Origin of the sequence: Salinispora fenicalii (assembly GCF_000514815.1) — a bacterium.
Taxonomy (GTDB): domain Bacteria; phylum Actinomycetota; class Actinomycetes; order Mycobacteriales; family Micromonosporaceae; genus Micromonospora; species Micromonospora fenicalii.
Genome location: NZ_AZWQ01000020.1, coordinates 40514 through 58072, shown reverse-complemented (window position 1 = coordinate 58072; position 17559 = coordinate 40514). Strand labels below are relative to the sequence as shown.

Genomic DNA, 17559 nt, shown 5'->3' with positions numbered 1-17559 from the left:
TTCCCGTACGGCCCTTACTACTCTCCCCGGCCGGCGAGTTCGCGCAGCCGCCGGGTCTGCGCCTCCCGTTCGGCCCGTTCCTGCTCGGCCGGGGTACGGCCGGGCGCGCCGGCGAGTAGCGCCTTGATCTCTACGACCGCGTCCCGATCATTGGCGAGTAGCCCCGCCGTCAGGTCACTGACCGCGCCGGCCAGCTCCCCGGCCGGCACGACCAGGGTCGCCAGCCCAATCCGGTCCGCCTCGGCGGCGTCCAACCGCCGCCCGGTGGCGCAGAGCTCCAGGGCTCGCGAGTAGCCCACAAGCTCGACCAGACGCTTGGTGCCGGCCAGGTCGGGGACCAGGCCGAGCGTCACCTCGGCCATGGAAAACCGGACGTCCTCGGCGAGTACCCGCAGGTCGCAGGCGAGCGCCAGCTGAAAGCCGGCGCCGATCGCGTGCCCCTGCACGGCCGCGATCGACACCAGGTCGGGGCGGTGCAGCCAGGTAAAGGCGTCCTGGAACTCGGCGATTCGGTCCGCGCACTCCTGCTCGGGCAGGGTGGACAGCTCGGCGAAGGAACCTGGCCCGGAAGCACCCGCCACTGACAGGTCAAGGCCAGCGGAGAAGGCCCGTCCGTCACCGCGGACGACCACGACGCGCACGTCGCCGGGGAGCTTCCGGGAGAAGTCCCGCAACGCCTGCCACATCGCCGGAGTCTGCGCGTTGAGCACGTCGGGCCGAGCCAGCGTGACCGTGGCCACCGCCCCGTCGCACTCGAGCCGGACCCCGGTCGCCTCGGCAGTCACCGGGCGGCCCGGGGAACGGTGCTGATGGGTGACGCCGTTCGGTGGCTCACGCCTTCTTGCGACGCCGGGCGCCGCCGCGCTGCCGCAGCTGCACCCCGGACTCGGTGAGCACCCGGTGGATGAATCCGTAGGAGCGGCCGGTTGAGGCCGCGAGCGCACGGATGCTCTCCCCCGAGGTGTACCGCTTGACCAGGTCCTTGGCGAGCGTCTGACGCTCGGCCCCGACGATCCGGCGACCCTTCTCAGTGCTGGTGGCTGTGCCAGTGGCTGCCATGCTGTGTCCTCACGTCCCAGACTGTGCGGTTCGGATACGGTCCCACCTATTAGACCGCCTCGAACGATCATGCGCCAGATATCAACTATTCGCCAACCGACACGCTATGCATTGTCGGCTTCCCGATAGGGGGCGAAGCCCGGGCCCACGGACCGGTCAGGCCAGCTCGACCAACTCCAGGAGGTCGTCGCTCCAGGCGTCCTCGTCCCCGTCGGGCAACAGGATGGCCCGATCCGGCTTGAGCGCGGTCACCGCACCCGGATCGTGCGTGACCAGCACGATCGCCCCGGGGTAGCGGGCGATGGCATCCAGCACCTGCTCCCGGCTGACCGGATCGAGGTTGTTCGTCGGCTCGTCCAGCAGCAGTACGTTCGCACCGGAGCAGACCAGGGTAGCCAGGGCCAGCCGGGTCTTCTCCCCGCCGGAGAGCACTCCGGCGGGTTTCTCCACGTCCTCCCCGGAGAAGAGGAACGCACCGAGGATCCGGCGCAGATCGGTGTCACTCTGCTCCGGCGCGGCGCTGCGCATGTGTTCCAGAATCGTCCGCTCGACGTCCAGGGTCTCGTGCTCTTGGGCGTAGTAACCCAGCCGGAGCCCATGTCCGGCCCGCACCTCACCGGTATCCGATTCCAGCAGGCCACCGAGGATCCGCAGCAGGGTGGTCTTACCGGCGCCGTTGAGGCCGAGGATCGCCACCCGGGAGCCGCGGTCGACCGCGACATCCACATCGGTGAAGATCTCCAACGATCCGTACGACTTCGACAGTCCACTCGCGGTCAGCGGGGTACGACCGCACGCCGCGGGCGTGGGGAAGCGCACCTTCGCCACCTTGTCGGAGACCCGCACCTCCTCCAAACCGGAGAGCAGCCGCTGGGCCCGGCGGGCCATGTTCTGGGCGGCGACGGTCTTGGTGGCCTTGGCCCGCATCTTGTCCGCCTGCGCCATCAGCGCGCCGGCCTTCTTCTCCGCGTTGGCCCGCTCCCGGCGGCGGCGCCGCTCGTCGGTCTCCCGCGCCTCCAGGTACGCCTTCCACCCCAGGTTGTAGACGTCAACCACCGAACGGGTGGCATCGAGGAACCAGACCTTGTTGACCACCGCCTCCAGCAGAGCGGCGTCGTGGGAGATCACGATCAGGCCGCCCTTGTGGTTGGCGAGGAACCCGCGCAGCCAGGTGATCGAGTCGGCGTCCAGGTGGTTGGTCGGCTCGTCGAGCAGCAGAATGCCGCCGCCGTTCTCACCCGCGTCGCGGAACAGGATCCGCGCCAGTTCGATCCGGCGGCGCTGGCCGCCGGAGAGGGTGCCAATGGTCTGGGCCAGCGCCCGGTCGGGAAGCCCGAGGTTGGCGCAGATGCGGGCCGCCTCCGCCTCGGCCGCGTAGCCGCCGAGCGAGGCGAACTGGTCCTCCAGGGCGCCGTAGCGGCGGACCAGCTTGTCGTCCGGCTCCTCGGCGAGCTTCGCCTCCAGCTCCGTCATCCGGGCCATCAGCTGGTCGAGGCCGCGGGCGGAGAGGACCCGGTCCCGCCCGGTCACGTCGAGGTCGCCGGTGCGTGGGTCCTGCGGCAGGTAACCGATGTTGCTGCGGCGGTCGAGCTGACCGGCGTACGGCTGCCCCTCCCCGGCCAGCACCTTCAGCGTCGTGGTCTTGCCGGCGCCGTTGCGGCCGACCAGGCCGATCCGGTCCCCCGGCTGCACCCGCAGCGTGGTGTCGGAGAGCAGGATTCGGGAGCCGGCGCGGAGCTCCAGGCCGGTGGCAGTGATCATGTCGGAAGACTCGCTCTCGGGGTGGAGGGCTGACTCAGGGCACGCGAAAGCACCGGCGGGCCGAAGGACCGTCGGTGCGGGGCGGTTCAGCCTTCGCAGAGCAGCACCCGGCAAGTGTACCGGGACACTCCCCACCCGGTCCCGCGGAATATCCCGCCAAGATCACTGACCAGCTTGGGCTACCGACCGTGGGCCGGATCCACCACCGGCCCGGTGGTGGATCCGGCGTTACGCGGAGCCCCCGACCTCGGAATCGCGGACGAGGATGTGGACGGCTCGGGCGGCGGGAATGGCGTCAAGCAGCACGGCACGGCGGGGCTCCGGCACGGTCAGGAGGCGCTCGGCACGCAACCCGACCAGCGGAGCCAGCCGACGCTCCGCGAGCACCGCGTCAACCGTCCGGCGGTCACCACCACAGACCAGGGCTGCCAGCGTCGGAGCCGCCGGCAGCAGCAGGCGCACAGCCAGCTCGACCGCGTCCGCCACCGCCGCCTTCGCCTGGTTCTCCCGCCGCCGGGCGAACCGCTGCTGCGACCAGCCGCCGGCCGCCGTCCGGCCCTGCACGTAATGCGTATCGACCTTCGACACGACCAGCTCCGCTCCCTCGGCGACGCCGAGGGCCACCGCGCCCTTGCGAGCGAGCAGCAGGCCGATCCGCCGGGGCTGGGACACGGCCGCCAGGAACCCGTCCAGGTCAACCGCGCCCGATGCGCCGGGCGGGGTATGCAACTCGGCGGTCGTACCGTCCGGGGCGGTCAACAGCAGCCCGTACTCCTGCGGGGTGGAGATCGACGGACCGTGCCGGTCGGCGAAGCCGGCGACCCAGCGCGCTACCCGGCCCGGGTCCACGTCGACCCACCGGCCGCCTCCCGCTGCGGGCCTACTACGCACACCCCGAACCTACCCCTGCCTCCCGGCCACCCTTCGTCGGGTCAGGCCGCCACGACCATGACGACGGCGAGAGCAGCGATGATGGCGCTGGACACCAGGGCCGTGCCGAGCCGGCCACGGGGACCGGCGAGGACCCGACCGACCATCGTGCCACCCCCGGCGACCATTAGTTGCCAGCTCGCCGAGGCGAGGAACGCACCGAGCACGAACGCCCCGGCGGCCGGCAGAGCCGGGGCTGCGGAGTCCTGACGGCCGAGCACGAGCGCCGCGAAGTAGACGACGGTGGCGGGGTTCAACAGGGTCAACGCCAGTACCCCGGCGAACGCCCGTGGCGGCGTCTCCAGGCCCCGGCCGCCAGCGAACGGTCGGCTGCCGGAGTCCGGACCGCCGGAGGTGGAATCGGTGCCGGCAAGCGCACCCGGCCGGGCGGAGCGCAGGGCCCGCACCGCAGTGTGGCCCGCCAAGGCGAGCAGTACCACCGCGGCGACCACCCGGAGCGGACCTGCGACCGGGGTGAGCACCGTGACCAACGCCGCACCGCCGAGGGCAGCGACGGCCGCGTACAGGCCATCGGCCGTGGCGACACCGAGGGCCGCGGCGGCCCCCACCCGGAACGAGGTCCGCGCGGCCAACCCCATGACAAGTACCGCGATGGCGCCGACTGGGATGGCCACCCCGAATCCGGCGGCCAGCCCAGCCAGGAACACCCTGGTCATGGTTGTGAGCAATGGGCCGAGCCCGCCCCGGCCAGTCGAGTTCGCTGTCGGCGCCCGGCCCCGGACACGCGGACCGGAAACGGCAACAGGTACGCCTCGGTCATGCCGTCATCCTGCGCCGACCCAACGCCCGCGGCTACCGGTTTTCCCCGACGGGCCCGGCTACCGGTTCTTCCCGACGGGCACCGTGGTCAGACGTTGAAGCCCAGCGCCCGAAGCTGCTCGCGCCCCTCGTCAGTGATCTTGTCTGGGCCCCACGGCGGAAGCCACACCCAGTTGATCCGCATCTCGTTGACCAACCCGCCCCCCGGACCGGTGGTCAGGGCCGACCGCGCCTGGTCCTCGATGACGTCGGTCAGCGGGCAGGCCGCCGAGGTGAGCGTCATGTCCAGCGTGGCGACGTTGTCGTCGTCAACGTGGACGCCGTACAGCAGACCCAGGTCGACCACGTTGATGCCCAGCTCGGGGTCGACGACATCCTTCATCGCCTCCTCGACGTCGGCGACGGCGGCCTTGCCGGCCTTCGCGGCCGGCATGCCCGCCGGAGCCGCCGCACCGGTCGCGCCGTCACCAGGGGCCGGCGTGGCCTCGGTGGCAGTGTCCTCGCTCATCCCTGAACCTCCGTCGGACTCGTGTCCACACCGGCGCGTGCCGCGGCGTCCTTGAACGCCATCCACGGCAACAGCGCGCACTTCACCCGGGCGGGGTAGCGGGCGACACCCGCGAACGCCACCCCGTCACCAAGTACCTCCTCGTCCGGCGTGACCTCGCCCCGGCCGGACATCAACTCCACGAACGCCGCGTGCACCGCGAACGCCTCGGCGGCCGGACGACCGGCGAGTAGCTCGTGCAGCACACTCGCCGAGGCCTGGCTGATAGAACAGCCAAACCCGTCGTACGAGACGTCGTGCAGCACCGCACCGTCGGTGGCGACCCGGACGGTGACCTCGTCCCCGCAGGTCGGGTTGACGTGGTGCGCCTCGGCGACGGATGCCGCCGGGTCGTCCGCGTCGCGCAGCCCCCGGCCGTGCGGGTGCTTGTAGTGGTCCAGGATGATCTCCTGGTAAAGCTGGTCAACCTGCATCAGGCGAACACCTTCCGCACCTGCTCCAGCCCTGCCACGAGGGCGTCGATCTCCTCCGTGGTGGTGTAGAGGTAGAACGAGGCCCGGGTCGTGGCCGGCACCCCGAACCGGGTGCAGACCGGGCGGGCACAGTGGTGACCGACTCGCACCTGCACGCCCAGCGAGTCGAGCACCTGCCCGACGTCGTGCGGATGGATGTCACCCAGCGCGAACGAGATCGTTCCGCCCCGGCCCACCGGAACGTTCGGCCCGAAGATCCGCAGCTCGGGTACCGTCGCCAAGGCATCCAGGGCGTACGCGGTGAGTTGCTTCTCGTGCCACTGGATGGCCCGCATGCCGACACCGGAGAGGTAGTCCACCGCCGCGCCCAGCGCGACCGCCTCGGCGATCGGCGGGGTGCCCGCCTCGAACCGGGTCGGCGGCGGGGCGAAGGTCGACCCCGACATCGCCACCGTTTCGATCATCGACCCACCACCGAGCACCGGCGGCATCGCCGCCAGTAGCTCGGTGCGCCCCCAGAGCACTCCGATGCCGCTCGGAGCACACATCTTGTGCCCGGTGAAGACGATGAAGTCCGCGTCGTAGTCGACCACGTCCATCGGCATGTGCGGCACCGACTGCGAGCAGTCGAGCAGCAGCAGCGCACCGACCTCCCGGACCCGCTGAGTGATCCGGGACGTGGCGTTGACGGTGCCGAGAATGTTGGACATGTGCACCAGCGAGACGATCTTCGTCCGCTCGTTGACCAGGTCCGTCAAGCCCGACTCGTCCAGCCGACCGTGGTCGGTGACCGGGAACCAGCGCAGGGTGGCGCCGGTGCGCTCACAGAGCAACTGCCAGGGAACGATGTTCGAGTGGTGCTCCATCTCGGAGATCACCACCTCGTCTCCCGGGCCCAGCCGGAACCGCGGGTCGGCGTCGGGACGCAGCGACGCGTTCGAAAAGGCGTACGCCACGATGTTGATCGCCTCGGTGGAGTTCTTGGTGAACACCACCTCGTCCGGGCTCGGGGCGTTGATGAAGGCGGCGACCTTGGCTCGCGCGCCCTCATACGCCTCGGTCGCCTCGGTGCCCAGCGTGTGCACCGAGCGCGACACGTTCGCGTTACGCCACTCGTAGTGCTCCCGCAGCACGTCGAGCACCTGCCGTGGCTTGTGTGACGTGTTCGCGCTGTCCAGGTAGACCAGCGGGTGCCCGTTGACCGTCCGGTCCAGGATCGGGAAGTCGGCGCGCACCGCCGCCACGTCGTAGCTTGGCACGTCGCCGTACTGCGGCATCCCCGGTGGAATCGCGATGGTGGTCATCGTGACCGGCCTCTCCTTGAAGTCGTCAGACCCGCGCCGAGCCGGCCCCGGCGACGTACCGCTCGTAACCCTCGTCCTCGAGCTTGTCGGCCAGCTCCGGGCCGCCCTCCTCGACGATCCGGCCGGCGACGAAGACGTGCACGTGGTCCGGCTTGATGTACCGCAGGATCCGGGTGTAGTGGGTGATCAGCAGCAGGCCGGTGTCACCGGTCTCCCGGACCCGGTTGACGCCCTGGCTGACCACGCGGAGCGCGTCCACGTCGAGGCCGGAGTCGGTCTCGTCGAGGATCGCCACCTTCGGCTTGAGCAGCTCCAGCTGCACGATCTCGTGCCGCTTCTTCTCGCCGCCGGAGAAGCCCTCGTTGACGTTACGCTGGGCGAACGCCGGGTCCATCTGCAGGCGCTCCATGGAGCCCCGCAGCTCACCCGCCCAGGTGCGCAGCTTCGGCGCCGTACCGTCGATCGCGGTCTTCGCGGTGCGCAGGAAGTTCGCCACCGACACCCCGGGCACCTCGACCGGGTACTGCATGGCCAGGAAGAGGCCGGCGCGGGCCCGCTCGTCCACGGACATCTCCAGGACGTCCGCGCCGTCGAGGGTCACCGAACCACCGGTGATCTCGTACTTCGGGTGCCCGGCGACCGAGTAGGCCAGGGTGGACTTGCCGGAGCCGTTCGGGCCCATGATGGCGTGCGTCTCCCCCGACCGGACGGTCAGGTCGACACCGTGCAGGATCGGCTTGAGCTCACCCTCGGGCAGCTTGACCGACACCTGCAGGTCACGGATCTCAAGGGTGCTCATTATCGGGTCACTCCATTGCTTGGCATCGGGCGGCCGTCGGCGCCCACTGGGATGTAGATGTCGCCGTCGCGGATCTCGACGGGATAGACGGGGACGGGTTCGGTAGCGGGTAGCCCGGTCGGCTCGCCGGTACGCAGGTCGAACCGCGAACCGTGCAGCCAGCACTCCAGGGTGCAGCCCTCGACCTCCCCCTCGGAGAGGGCCACCGCGGCGTGTGAGCACTCGTCGTAGACGGCGTAGAAGGTGCCGTCCTCGCCGTGCACGATCGCGATCTTCACACCGTCAACGTCCGCACTGACCACGCTGCCCTTCGGCACGTCCTCGGCGGAGCAGATGCGGATCATCACGCACCGGCCTTCGCGGCGATGTCCCCGCTCGCGTGGGTGGGGTCGGCGAACTCGCTCCCCCCACTGGCCAGCCGGGCCTCGATCGCCGCGCCGAGGCGTTCCCGCAGAGACTCGACCGGGATCTTGTTGAGCAGCTCGGCGAAGAAACCGCGAACCACGAGACGCCGCGCCTCGGCCTCCGGGATGCCCCGGGCCATCAGGTAGAACAGCTGCTCATCGTCGAAGCGGCCGGTCGCGCTCGCGTGACCGGCGCCGGCGATCTCCCCGGTCTCGATCTCCAGATTGGGTACGGAGTCCGCCCGCGCACCCTCGGTGAGCAGCAGGTTCCGGTTGATCTCGTAGGTGTCGGTGCCGGTCGCCTCGGCCCGGATCAGCACGTCGCCGACCCAGACGGTACGGGCGCTCCCGCCCTGTAGGGCACCGCGGTAACCCACGTAGCTGCGGCAGTCCGGGACCGAGTGGTCCACCAGCTGCCGATGCTCCAGGTGCTGCCCCTCGTCGGCGAAGTAGACACCGTACAGCTCGGCCTCGCCGCCCCGCTCGGTGTACTCCACGGTGGTGTACTGCCGGACCAGGTCGCCGCCGAGGCTGACCTGGACGTGCAGTACCCGGGCGGCACGCCCCAGCCGCACCTTCAGGTGCTGCGCCTGCACCGCGTCGTCGGCCCAGTCGGCGACGGTGACCAAGGTCAGCTTCGCGCCGTCGGCGACCGTGACCTCGACGTTGTCGGCGAGCGTCGCCGAACCGACGTGCTCGAGCACCAGCGTGGCCTCAGCGAACCGGCCCACCTCGACGAAGGTGTGCCCGAAGGCGAGCTCGTCGGCGCCCTCGCCGACCACCCGCAGGGTCACCGGCTCAGCCAGCACGGCCTCATCGGCGACCCGCACCAGCTGCGCCTGCGCCGCACCGCGGTACGCCAACGCGCTGATCCGGTCCACCGGTACGAGCACGCTGCCGATCCGCGGATCGTCCTTCGCGACCGACTCGACGGTGACGCCCGCGGGCAGGTCGCCGTACTCGTGCCGGACCGCGCCCGCGCTGGCCGGCACCTCGCCGGTCAGGCCCCGCAGGCGGTTGAGTGGGGTGAAGCGCCACTCCTCCTCCAGACCGGTGAGGGCCGAGAAGTCGGTGACATCGTATGAGCGCAGCGCCTGCGACTTGGTGCTGGGCGGCGCGGAAGCCTGGGTAGTCATCTCTTCCTTGGTTCTGTTCTGCGACGACGGTGTCAGTAACGGGGACGGGTCGGCTCGACCGGCCTCGGCGGCCTCAGCCGACCGCGCCCTCCATCTGCAGCTCGATCAGGCGGTTGAGCTCCAGCGCGTACTCCATCGGGAGTTCCTTGGCGATCGGCTCGATGAAGCCACGGACGATCATCGCCATCGCCTCGTCCTCGCTCAGTCCCCGGCTCATCAGGTAGAAGAGCTGGTCCTCGCTGACCTTCGAGACGGTCGCCTCGTGCCCCATCGACACGTCGTCCTCGCGGATGTCGACGTACGGGTAGGTGTCCGAGCGGGAGACGGTGTCGACCAGCAGCGCATCGCACTTCACGGTGCTCTTGCTGCTGTGTGAACCCTCCAACACCTGCACCAGACCGCGGTACGAGGTGCGACCGCCACCGCGGGCGATCGACTTCGAGACGATGGTGCTGCTGGTGCGCGGTGCGGCGTGCACCATCTTGGCACCGGCGTCCTGGTGCTGGCCTTCACCGGCCATGGCCACCGAAAGCACCTCGCCCTTGGCGTGCTCGCCGGTCATGAAGACCGCCGGGTACTTCATCGTGACCTTGGAGCCGATGTTGCCGTCGATCCACTCCATGGTCGCGCCCTCGTGGCACACCGCGCGCTTGGTGACCAGGTTGTAGACGTTGTTCGACCAGTTCTGGATGGTGGTGTAGCGGCAGCGGGCGTTCTTCTTGACGATGATCTCCACGACGGCGCTGTGCAGCGAGTCCGAGGAGTAGATGGGGGCGGTGCAGCCCTCGACGTAGTGCACGTACGCACCCTCGTCAACAATGATCAAGGTCCGCTCGAACTGACCCATGTTCTCCGTGTTGATCCGGAAGTAGGCCTGGAGCGGGATCTCCACGTGCACGCCCTTCGGCACGTAGATGAAGGAGCCACCGGACCAGACCGCGGTGTTCAGGGCGGCGAACTTGTTGTCGCCGACCGGGATCACGGTGCCGAAGTACTCCTTGAAGAGGTCCTCGTGCTCCTTGAGCGCGGTGTCCGTGTCGAGGAAGACGACGCCCTGCTCCTCCAGGTCATCACGGATCTTGTGGTAGACGACCTCGGACTCGTACTGCGCCGCCACCCCTGCGACCAGCCGCTGCTTCTCCGCCTCGGGGATGCCCAGCTTGTCGTAGGTGTTCTTGATGTCCTCCGGAAGCTCCTCCCAGCTGGTCGCCTGCTTCTCGGTGGAGCGCACGAAGTACTTGATGTTGTCGAAGTCGATCCCGGTGAGATCGGCACCCCACGCCGGCATGGGCTTGCGATCGAACAACCGCAGACCCTTACGCCGCAGGTCGAGCATCCAGGCCGGCTCAGCCTTCTTGGCCGAGATGTCCCGCACGACCGCCTCGTTGAGGCCACGCTGTGCGACGGCCCCGGCCGCGTCGGGGTCGGCCCAGCCGTACTCGTAGCGACCGAGGGCGGCGAGCTGCTCCTCCTGGGTCAGGGGCTGGACGATCTGCTCGGTCATCTATCTGTCCTCACAGTGGTGACGGTCTTACTGGACTGAACACGCCCCGGCTGGGCCGGAATGTGCGTCGTGCACACCCCGTCGCCGTGCGCGATGGTCGCCAGGCGCTGCACGTGGGTGCCGACCAGACGGGAGATCACCGCGGTCTCGGCCTCGCACAGCTGGGGGAACTCGGCGGCCACATGTGCCACCGGGCAGTGATGTTGGCACAGCTGGCCCCCCGAGGCGATCGTGGAGGCGTTGGCAGCGTAGCCCTCCGCGGTCAGGGCGGCGGCGAGTGCCTCCGCCCGGGCGAGCGGGTCGTCGCCGGCGTCTTCCATGGCTGCCAGGCAGCGGGCCTCCAGGGCGGAGACCTGCTCGGCGGCGAAGGCCGCCACCGCCGCCGATCCCCCACCCCGGGCGATCCAGCGCAGCGCGGCGGTGGCCATGTTGTCGTAGTGGTGGGTGCCGCAGCGACCTCGGGCCGCCTCGGTCAGCAGAAAGACCTTGGCTGGACGGCCGCGCCCGCGGTGACCTCGAATCGCCGGATCACGGGCGAGGACATCCCCCTCGGCGAGCATCGCGTCCAGGTGCCGTCGGATCGCGGCGGGGCTGAGCCCGAGCTCGTGCCCCAGCTGCGCGGCGGTGGTGGCGCCCCGCTCCAGCAGCAGCTGGGTAACCCGGTCGCGGGTTGACGGATCGGCGACGGCCGACCCACCGGCGACCCCGACGGGCGCCGGCTGGCGCCCCGAGACCCCCGCCGCGTTTTTCACAACGCCAACGTTACGTAATTCGCCGGAGGCCTGCAAACTCGGGGTCCGGTGATCCAAAACACCGTTGCGACGGAGCCGCCCAAGATGGCACCACTACGATGCGTAGGATTTGCGCCGTGACTGTCGCCGCCCGGTTCCCGGTCTCCACCACCATGCTTCGCCGGCTGGCGTTCGCCAACATTCTCGCGAACGTGCTGATCGTCGTTACCGGCGGGGCCGTCCGGCTGACCGCCTCCGGCCTGGGCTGCCCCACCTGGCCCCGCTGCACCGACGCGTCGTACACCGCCACGCCGGAGATGGGCCTGCACGGGGCGATCGAATTCGGCAACCGACTACTGACCTTCGCGGTCGGCATCGTCGCTCTCGCCGTGGTGGTGGCCGTCCTGCTCCACCGACCGCGACGCGGCCTGCTGCCACTCGCGGTCGCCGTCCTGCTCGGCATCCCGGCGCAGGCGGTGATCGGCGGGATCACCGTCCTCACCAAGCTCAACCCATGGGTGGTCGGGCTGCACTTCCTCGCCTCGATGATCGTGATCGCCCTCGCGTACGTCCTCTGGCGGCGGATCGCGGAACCGGACGGCCCGACGGTGCCGGTGGTTCCCGGGCCGTTGCGCACACTCGCGGTGATCACCACCGTGGTCTGCGTGGCGGTACTCGTGGTCGGCACCTGGGTCACCGGCAGCGGCCCACACGCCGGTGACGGTGGGGCGGCCCGCAACGGCCTCGACCCCGAGCAGATCTCCCAGATCCACGCCGACGGTGTGTTCCTGCTGATCGGCCTCTCGGTGGCTCTGGTCTTCGCGTTCCGGGCAGTCGGCGCCGCCGGACCCGCGCGGGCCGCGCTGGTGTTGGTCGGGGTAGAGGCCGGGCAGGGCGTGATCGGCTACGTGCAGTACTTCACCAACCTGCCGGCGCTGCTCGTCGGCGCCCACATGCTCGGCTCCTGTCTGGTGCTGCTGGCCACCCTCGCGGTGCTCCGGTCGACCCGGGAACGCCAGCCGGCCGTCACCCCCACCCCAAGCGCCACTACCTCCCGCGACACCACGACCGAGCCCTCGGCCGCCGTTCCCGCCTGAGTCGTCGGTCCCGGCCGGTCCCGAATCGTCGGCCCCGGCCAGGCTCCGAATCGTCGGCCCCGGCCAGGCTGCTCCCAGTCGTCGGTCCCCGGCCGACTGACGAGTTCCGGAGCCCAAGCGCCGACGTCGTCGGAGCGCGACAGCAGCGATCCGACGACGTCGAGCGAGGGTGCTTCAGGGTTGGCGGTGCAGGTGGGTCAGGATAGCCTCCGCGAGGCGATCCGGGGCGCCGTCGGCGTACCCGAGGAAGAGTGACGGCTCGGTCAGCTCCAGTTCGACCAAGAGCGGCACCTCGCCCTCGCCCAGGATCAGGTCGACCCGGGCGTAGAGCAGCCGATCCGGTCCGCCTGGAACCTCGGCGAGGATCTTCTCTGCCACCGCCACCTGCTCCGGGGTAGCGGTGCGGGTGGTGATCCGCTCGGCTTTACGCGGCCCCTCCGGCCCCAGGTCCGGGCCGGTCAGCATCGCGCCCTTGCGGATCGCATGACTGAAACGCAGGCCGTCGGGGCCGGCAAGGAAGAGCAACGCGGTCTCGCCGTCGGTGTCAACGGCCGAGAGGTACGGCTGAACCATGGTCACCCGCCCGGCCGCGCCCAGGCGCCGAACGTGCGCCTGCGCCAGTTCCCGGTGCTCGGGATCGGCCAGGTCGTACCGGCCGGTGTCCCGGCTGTCCGCGCTGACCGAGGGCTTGATGACGTACTCCCCGCGCTCTGCGGGAAGCGACCACTGCTGCCCCGGCAGGATCCAGGCGGTGGGGACGGTGGCCGCCCCAGCGGTGGCGAGCTGCTCGAGGTAGCGCTTGTCGGTGTTCCAGCGGACGACGTCCGCCGGGTTGGCCAGGGCCGGCACCGACGCCGCCCACTCGACGAAAGCATCCCGGCGGGCGGGGTAGTCCCACGGCGAGCGGAGTACCACGAGGTCATAGCCGGCCCAGTCGACGCCGGGATCATCCCAGATCACCGCCTCGGCGGTGACACCACGGGCCGCAAGCGGTGCACGGACGAGGCGGTCGTCACTCTCCAGGTCGGGAAGGGCCGCGCAGGTCACGAGGGCGACCCGGGGCTCCCCACGGGTCGGCTCGGGCGAATTGATCACCATAGCCGGGAGCCTAGCGAGCCATCGTACGCCGGGCCATCGAGCGCCAGAGATCGTTACTCGGACGCATCTGGTCCATCAGTTCCCGCTCCCACGCGTTCTCGACAGTGACGCCCGCCTTGGCGCACGCCTGCCGCGCGGCGACGGTGTCGTCCGCGAACTGGTCGCCCCAGACCCCGTCGGAGCCGACAAGGACGATGCGCGCACCGCGCTTGCCGACGTACTCGATGACCGCCTTCGCCCCACCGTGCCCGGCGGCGAACGACTTGATGCCGGCCACCAGGCCGCTGGGGGCCGGAGCGTTGGCGGCCTGCTCGGCCGTCAGCGTCGTATCGGAACCATCTGCCATGACGCGAAGCCTAAGCAGAGTTCCCCCCTTGCGGGCGAGTTCGGTGAACCTTTTGTGATGCCAGTTACCCCGAAAGCGTGACCGAAGATGCACCTTTTGACCGGATTTACCTGCATAGTTTTCGCATTACCTGCCACGGGATTTCCAAAAGATAAACCACGGTGACGGGTATCCGATCATTCGGAAATTCCCCTACGTCAATGGCGAGACCGTCAAACCCGATACCGCTGCCTCAGCCAGGGCGAGACGGGCGGAGCGGGGCGGTCAGATCAACGCGTCCAGCGCAACCGCCGCGAAGACGACGGTCAGGTAGGTGGTGGACCAGTGGAACAGCCGCATCGGCTTGACCGCGTCCCCCCGCGCCGCCCGCCGACAGAGCCGGTGCGCCTCGACCAGGAAGATGACCCCCACGACGAGAGTCGGCAGCCCGTAGATCGGCCCCATCCCGGCCCCGAGCGGCCAGGCCACCAGCGAAACCAGCACCGTCAGCCAGGCGAAGATGAGAATCTCGGCGTTGACCCGCCGGGTTGACGCCACCACCGGCAGCATCGGGATGCCCGCCCGGGCGTAGTCCTGCTTGTACTTCATCGCCAACGGGTAGAAGTGCGGCATCTGCCAGAAGAAGACGACCCCGAAGAGCGCCCAAGCGGCCGGCGCGAGGGAGCCGGTCACCGCGGCCCAGCCGATCAACACCGGCGCCGCCCCACAGGCCCCGCCCCAGAAGGTGTTCGCCGTGGTCGTGCGCTTGAGCCAGGCGGTGTAGACCAGGTCGTAATAGAGAATCGCGGCCAGCGTCAGCCCGGCGGCCAGGGCGTTGGTGAAAACGGCCAGCAGGGTGACCGAGACCACCGCCAACACCAAGCCGAAGATCAATGCGTTCCGCGGCGTGACGGTGTGCGCCGGCAGCGGGCGACGCTTGGTGCGCCGCATCAGTTGATCGATATCGCGATCGATATAGCAGTTCAGGACGCTGGCCGCGCCGGCCGCCAGCGACCCACCGACCAGCACCACCGCCATCAGCCAGAGCGACGGCAGACCGCCATGCGCGAGCATCATCGCCGGCACGGTGGTGACCAGCAGCAGCTCCACGATCCGTGGCTTGGTCAACGCCACATACGCCGCGACCACCGCCCGCAGGTCCCGCCGCGAGCCGACCGCCCCATCCCCCGTCGCGCTGACCGACTGCCCGGCGGTGTCGCTGACGGGGCGCTCGGTGATCATGCTCACGGATTGCCACCTTCCGGCATGGGCGGGGGGAGGTCGAAATGATCGGGCCCCATTCCGGGACCATCACCGCCCCACCCTACGCGCCGCCGTTATGGCTGCCCTGGTGACCCGGCAACGGTGCGAGCCGTCACACCCGTACGCGACGAAGTGGCCGGAACCGGGAGAACAGCATGCACGGATCCGTGGGCGGACGTTTAGGACCGCTCGATAGGGTCACCGGTGAGGGTTCCGCCCATCTGCCGAGGAGCACAACCAACGTGGCTGACAACCGACCCGAGCTTCCTGCACTCAACTGGTCCGACCTCGACCGTCGGGCGGTCGACACGGTCCGCGTGCTGGCCATGGACGCTGTCGAGAAATCCGGCAACGGCCATCCCGGCACCGCGATGAGCCTGGCGCCCGCGGCCTACCTACTCTTCAACCGGGTAATGCGCCACAACCCCGCCGACCCGACCTGGCCCGGCCGAGACCGCTTCGTCCTCTCCGCTGGGCACTCCAGCCTCAGCCTCTACATCCAGCTCTACTACTCCGGCTACCCGATGAGCCTCGCCGACCTCGAAGGGCTGCGACAGTGGGGCTCCCTCACCCCCGGTCACCCCGAGTACGGGCACACCCCGGGAGTGGAGACCACCACCGGCCCACTCGGGCAGGGCCTGGGCAACGCGGTCGGGATGGCGATGGCCGCCCGCCGGGAACGCGGATTGTTCGACCCCGAGCCGGAGCCCGGCGCCTCGATCTTCGACCACGACATCTGGTGCATCGCCTCCGACGGCGACATCGAGGAGGGGATCAGTCACGAGGCCAGCGCCCTCGCCGCTCACCAGCAGCTGGGCAACCTCTGTGTGATCTACGACGACAACGAGATCTCGATCGAGGACGACACCCGGATCGCCAAGAGCGAGGACGTCGCGGCCCGCTACCAGGCCTACGGGTGGCACGTGCAGACCGTCGACTGGCGGCGCGGCGACGCCGACGAGGGCGACTACCACGAGGACGTGGCCACGCTGTACCGCGCGCTTCAGGCAGCCAAGGCGGAGACCGGGCGGCCGTCGTTCATCGCGCTACGCACCATCATCGGCTGGCCGGCGCCGAACAAGCGGAACACCGGCAAGATTCACGGTTCGGCGCTCGGCGCCGACGAGGTCGCGGCGACCAAGGAACTCCTCGGCTTCGACCCACAGCGCACCTTCGAGGTCGACGAGGACGTCCTCAAACACGCCCGCCAGGTCCTGGAACGCGGCATCGCCGCCCAGCGCGAATGGACCGAAACCTTCGTGGCCTGGGGGCAGGCAAACCCGGAACGCCGGGCGCTCTGGGACCGGCTGGCCACCCGGACCCTGCCCTCGGACTGGACGGACGCCCTACCCACGTTCCCCGCCGATGCCAAGGGCCTGGCCACCCGCGCGGCCTCCGGCAAGGTCCTCGGCGCGCTCGCACCGGTGCTGCCGGAGCTGTGGGGCGGCTCGGCCGACCTGGCGGACAGCAACAACACCACCATGAAGGGTGAGCCATCCTTCATCCCGGCCGAGCACGCCACCAAGGACTTCCCGGGCAACGAGTACGGCCGAACGCTGCACTTCGGCATCCGTGAGCACGCGATGGCCGCCATCCTCAACGGCATCGCCCTGCACGGGGGCACCCGCCCGTACGGCGGCACCTTCCTCGTCTTCAGCGACTACATGCGCCCGTCGGTGCGCCTCGCGGCGATGATGAAGCTGCCGGTGACCTACGTCTGGACGCACGACTCGATCGGCCTCGGTGAGGACGGTCCGACCCACCAGCCGGTGGAGCATCTCACCTCGTTGCGGGCGATCCCCGGACTGGACGTGGTACGCCCCGCCGACGCGAACGAGACCGCCTGGGCGTGGCGGCAGGTCCTGACGCACACCGACCGACCGGCCGCGTTGGCACTGAGCCGCCAGCCGTTGCCGACCCTGGACCGATCCGTGCTCAACGGCGCGGAAGGGGTGGCCCGCGGCGGGTATGTGCTGGCTGAGGCCTCCGGGGGCAAGCCGCAGGTGATTCTCATCGGCACCGGCTCGGAGGTGCAGCTCTGCCTCACCGCCCGGGAGCGGCTGGAGGCCGACGGCACCCCCACCCGAGTCGTCTCCATGCCCTGCCAGGAGTGGTTCCGGGCCCAGGACGAGGCGTACCAGGAGTCGGTCCTGCCCCGTGGGGTAAGGGCACGGGTGAGCGTGGAGGCGGGTGTCGCGATGTCCTGGCGGGCCTTCGTCGGTGACTGCGGTGAGAGCATCAGCCTGGAGCACTTCGGGGCGAGCGCCCCACACACGGTGCTCTTCGAGCAGTTTGGTTTCACCCCGGACCGGATCGTGGGTGCGGCGCACGCCACGCTTACCCGGGTCGGCGACATCACCGGTAATCCGACCGGCAACTGAGGGGAG

18 protein-coding genes are annotated in these 17559 nt (G+C 69.9%); 2 read left to right on the top strand and 16 right to left on the bottom strand.

Annotated elements, in window-relative coordinates:
- Positions 1–17: 17 nt before the first annotated feature.
- From B116_RS0110365 to B116_RS0110305, 13 genes are all read right to left on the bottom strand, one after another.
- Positions 18–785, bottom strand: a complete 768-nt coding sequence (locus B116_RS0110365) for an enoyl-CoA hydratase/isomerase family protein (RefSeq protein ID WP_018722897.1) — start codon at positions 783–785, stop codon at positions 18–20.
- A gap of 46 nt (positions 786–831) precedes the next feature.
- Positions 832–1059 (bottom strand): helix-turn-helix domain-containing protein, encoded by a 228-nt coding sequence (locus tag B116_RS0110360; RefSeq protein WP_007462679.1) that lies wholly within the window; start codon positions 1057–1059, stop codon positions 832–834.
- Positions 1060–1215: 156 nt separating this feature from the next.
- Positions 1216–2820, bottom strand: a complete 1605-nt coding sequence (locus tag B116_RS0110355; RefSeq protein WP_027660042.1) for an ABC-F family ATP-binding cassette domain-containing protein — start codon at positions 2818–2820, stop codon at positions 1216–1218.
- Between the two features lie 228 nt (positions 2821–3048).
- The gene (locus B116_RS0110350; RefSeq protein WP_263404869.1) at positions 3049–3711 is read right to left on the bottom strand and encodes an acVLRF1 family peptidyl-tRNA hydrolase; all 663 of its coding nucleotides are present in this window, start codon (positions 3709–3711) and stop codon (positions 3049–3051) included.
- Positions 3712–3752: 41 nt separating this feature from the next.
- Positions 3753–4439: a LysE family transporter gene (locus tag B116_RS0110345; protein WP_027660040.1), complete on the bottom strand. Its 687-nt coding sequence runs from the start codon at positions 4437–4439 to the stop codon at positions 3753–3755.
- Positions 4440–4618: 179 nt separating this feature from the next.
- Positions 4619–5038, bottom strand: a complete 420-nt coding sequence (locus B116_RS0110340; RefSeq protein WP_027660039.1) for a metal-sulfur cluster assembly factor — start codon at positions 5036–5038, stop codon at positions 4619–4621.
- The gene (sufU, locus tag B116_RS0110335) at positions 5035–5511 is read right to left on the bottom strand and encodes a Fe-S cluster assembly sulfur transfer protein SufU (RefSeq protein WP_018722892.1); all 477 of its coding nucleotides are present in this window, start codon (positions 5509–5511) and stop codon (positions 5035–5037) included. Before sufU ends, B116_RS0110340 begins: the two co-directional genes overlap by 4 nt.
- Positions 5511–6815: a cysteine desulfurase gene (locus B116_RS0110330; protein ID WP_018722891.1), complete on the bottom strand. Its 1305-nt coding sequence runs from the start codon at positions 6813–6815 to the stop codon at positions 5511–5513. The genes sufU and B116_RS0110330 overlap by 1 nt, the downstream gene beginning before the upstream one ends.
- Positions 6816–6840: 25 nt before the next feature.
- Positions 6841–7614, bottom strand: coding sequence for a Fe-S cluster assembly ATPase SufC (gene sufC, locus B116_RS0110325; protein ID WP_027660038.1), 774 nt, complete (start codon positions 7612–7614; stop codon positions 6841–6843).
- Positions 7614–7958, bottom strand: a complete 345-nt coding sequence (locus B116_RS0110320; RefSeq protein ID WP_018722890.1) for a non-heme iron oxygenase ferredoxin subunit — start codon at positions 7956–7958, stop codon at positions 7614–7616. Before B116_RS0110320 ends, sufC begins: the two co-directional genes overlap by 1 nt.
- Positions 7958–9154 carry a Fe-S cluster assembly protein SufD gene (sufD, locus tag B116_RS0110315; protein ID WP_027660037.1) on the bottom strand — a complete coding sequence of 399 codons (1197 nt, stop codon included), beginning with the start codon at positions 9152–9154 and terminating at the stop codon, positions 7958–7960. The genes B116_RS0110320 and sufD overlap by 1 nt, the downstream gene beginning before the upstream one ends.
- 73 nt (positions 9155–9227) lie before the next feature.
- Positions 9228–10658, bottom strand: coding sequence for a Fe-S cluster assembly protein SufB (gene sufB, locus B116_RS0110310; RefSeq protein ID WP_018722888.1), 1431 nt, complete (start codon positions 10656–10658; stop codon positions 9228–9230).
- Complete coding sequence (locus tag B116_RS0110305) at positions 10655–11410, bottom strand: helix-turn-helix transcriptional regulator (protein WP_018722887.1); 756 nt, start codon at positions 11408–11410, stop codon at positions 10655–10657. Before B116_RS0110305 ends, sufB begins: the two co-directional genes overlap by 4 nt.
- A 98-nt stretch (positions 11411–11508) precedes the next feature.
- Between B116_RS0110305 and B116_RS0110300 the strand changes: the two genes are divergently transcribed.
- Entirely contained in the window at positions 11509–12486 is a 978-nt protein-coding gene (locus tag B116_RS0110300; protein ID WP_026321831.1) for a COX15/CtaA family protein, read from the top strand.
- Between the two features lie 174 nt (positions 12487–12660).
- Here the strand turns inward: B116_RS0110300 and B116_RS0110295 are convergent, their stop codons facing one another.
- The 3 genes from B116_RS0110295 to B116_RS0110285 form a co-directional block, all read right to left on the bottom strand.
- Entirely contained in the window at positions 12661–13584 is a 924-nt protein-coding gene (locus B116_RS0110295; protein ID WP_027660036.1) for an ATP-grasp domain-containing protein, read from the bottom strand.
- A gap of 10 nt (positions 13585–13594) precedes the next feature.
- On the bottom strand, positions 13595–13930 hold the full coding sequence (locus B116_RS0110290; RefSeq protein WP_018722884.1) for a hypothetical protein: 336 nt from the start codon (positions 13928–13930) through the stop codon (positions 13595–13597).
- Positions 13931–14194: 264 nt separating this feature from the next.
- Positions 14195–15157, bottom strand: coding sequence for a heme o synthase (locus tag B116_RS0110285; RefSeq protein ID WP_026321830.1), 963 nt, complete (start codon positions 15155–15157; stop codon positions 14195–14197).
- Positions 15158–15414: 257 nt separating this feature from the next.
- On the opposite strand from B116_RS0110285, the gene tkt reads away from it, so the two are divergent.
- Entirely contained in the window at positions 15415–17553 is a 2139-nt protein-coding gene (gene tkt / locus B116_RS0110280) for a transketolase (RefSeq protein WP_027660035.1), read from the top strand.
- The last annotated feature ends 6 nt before the right edge of the window (positions 17554–17559 follow it).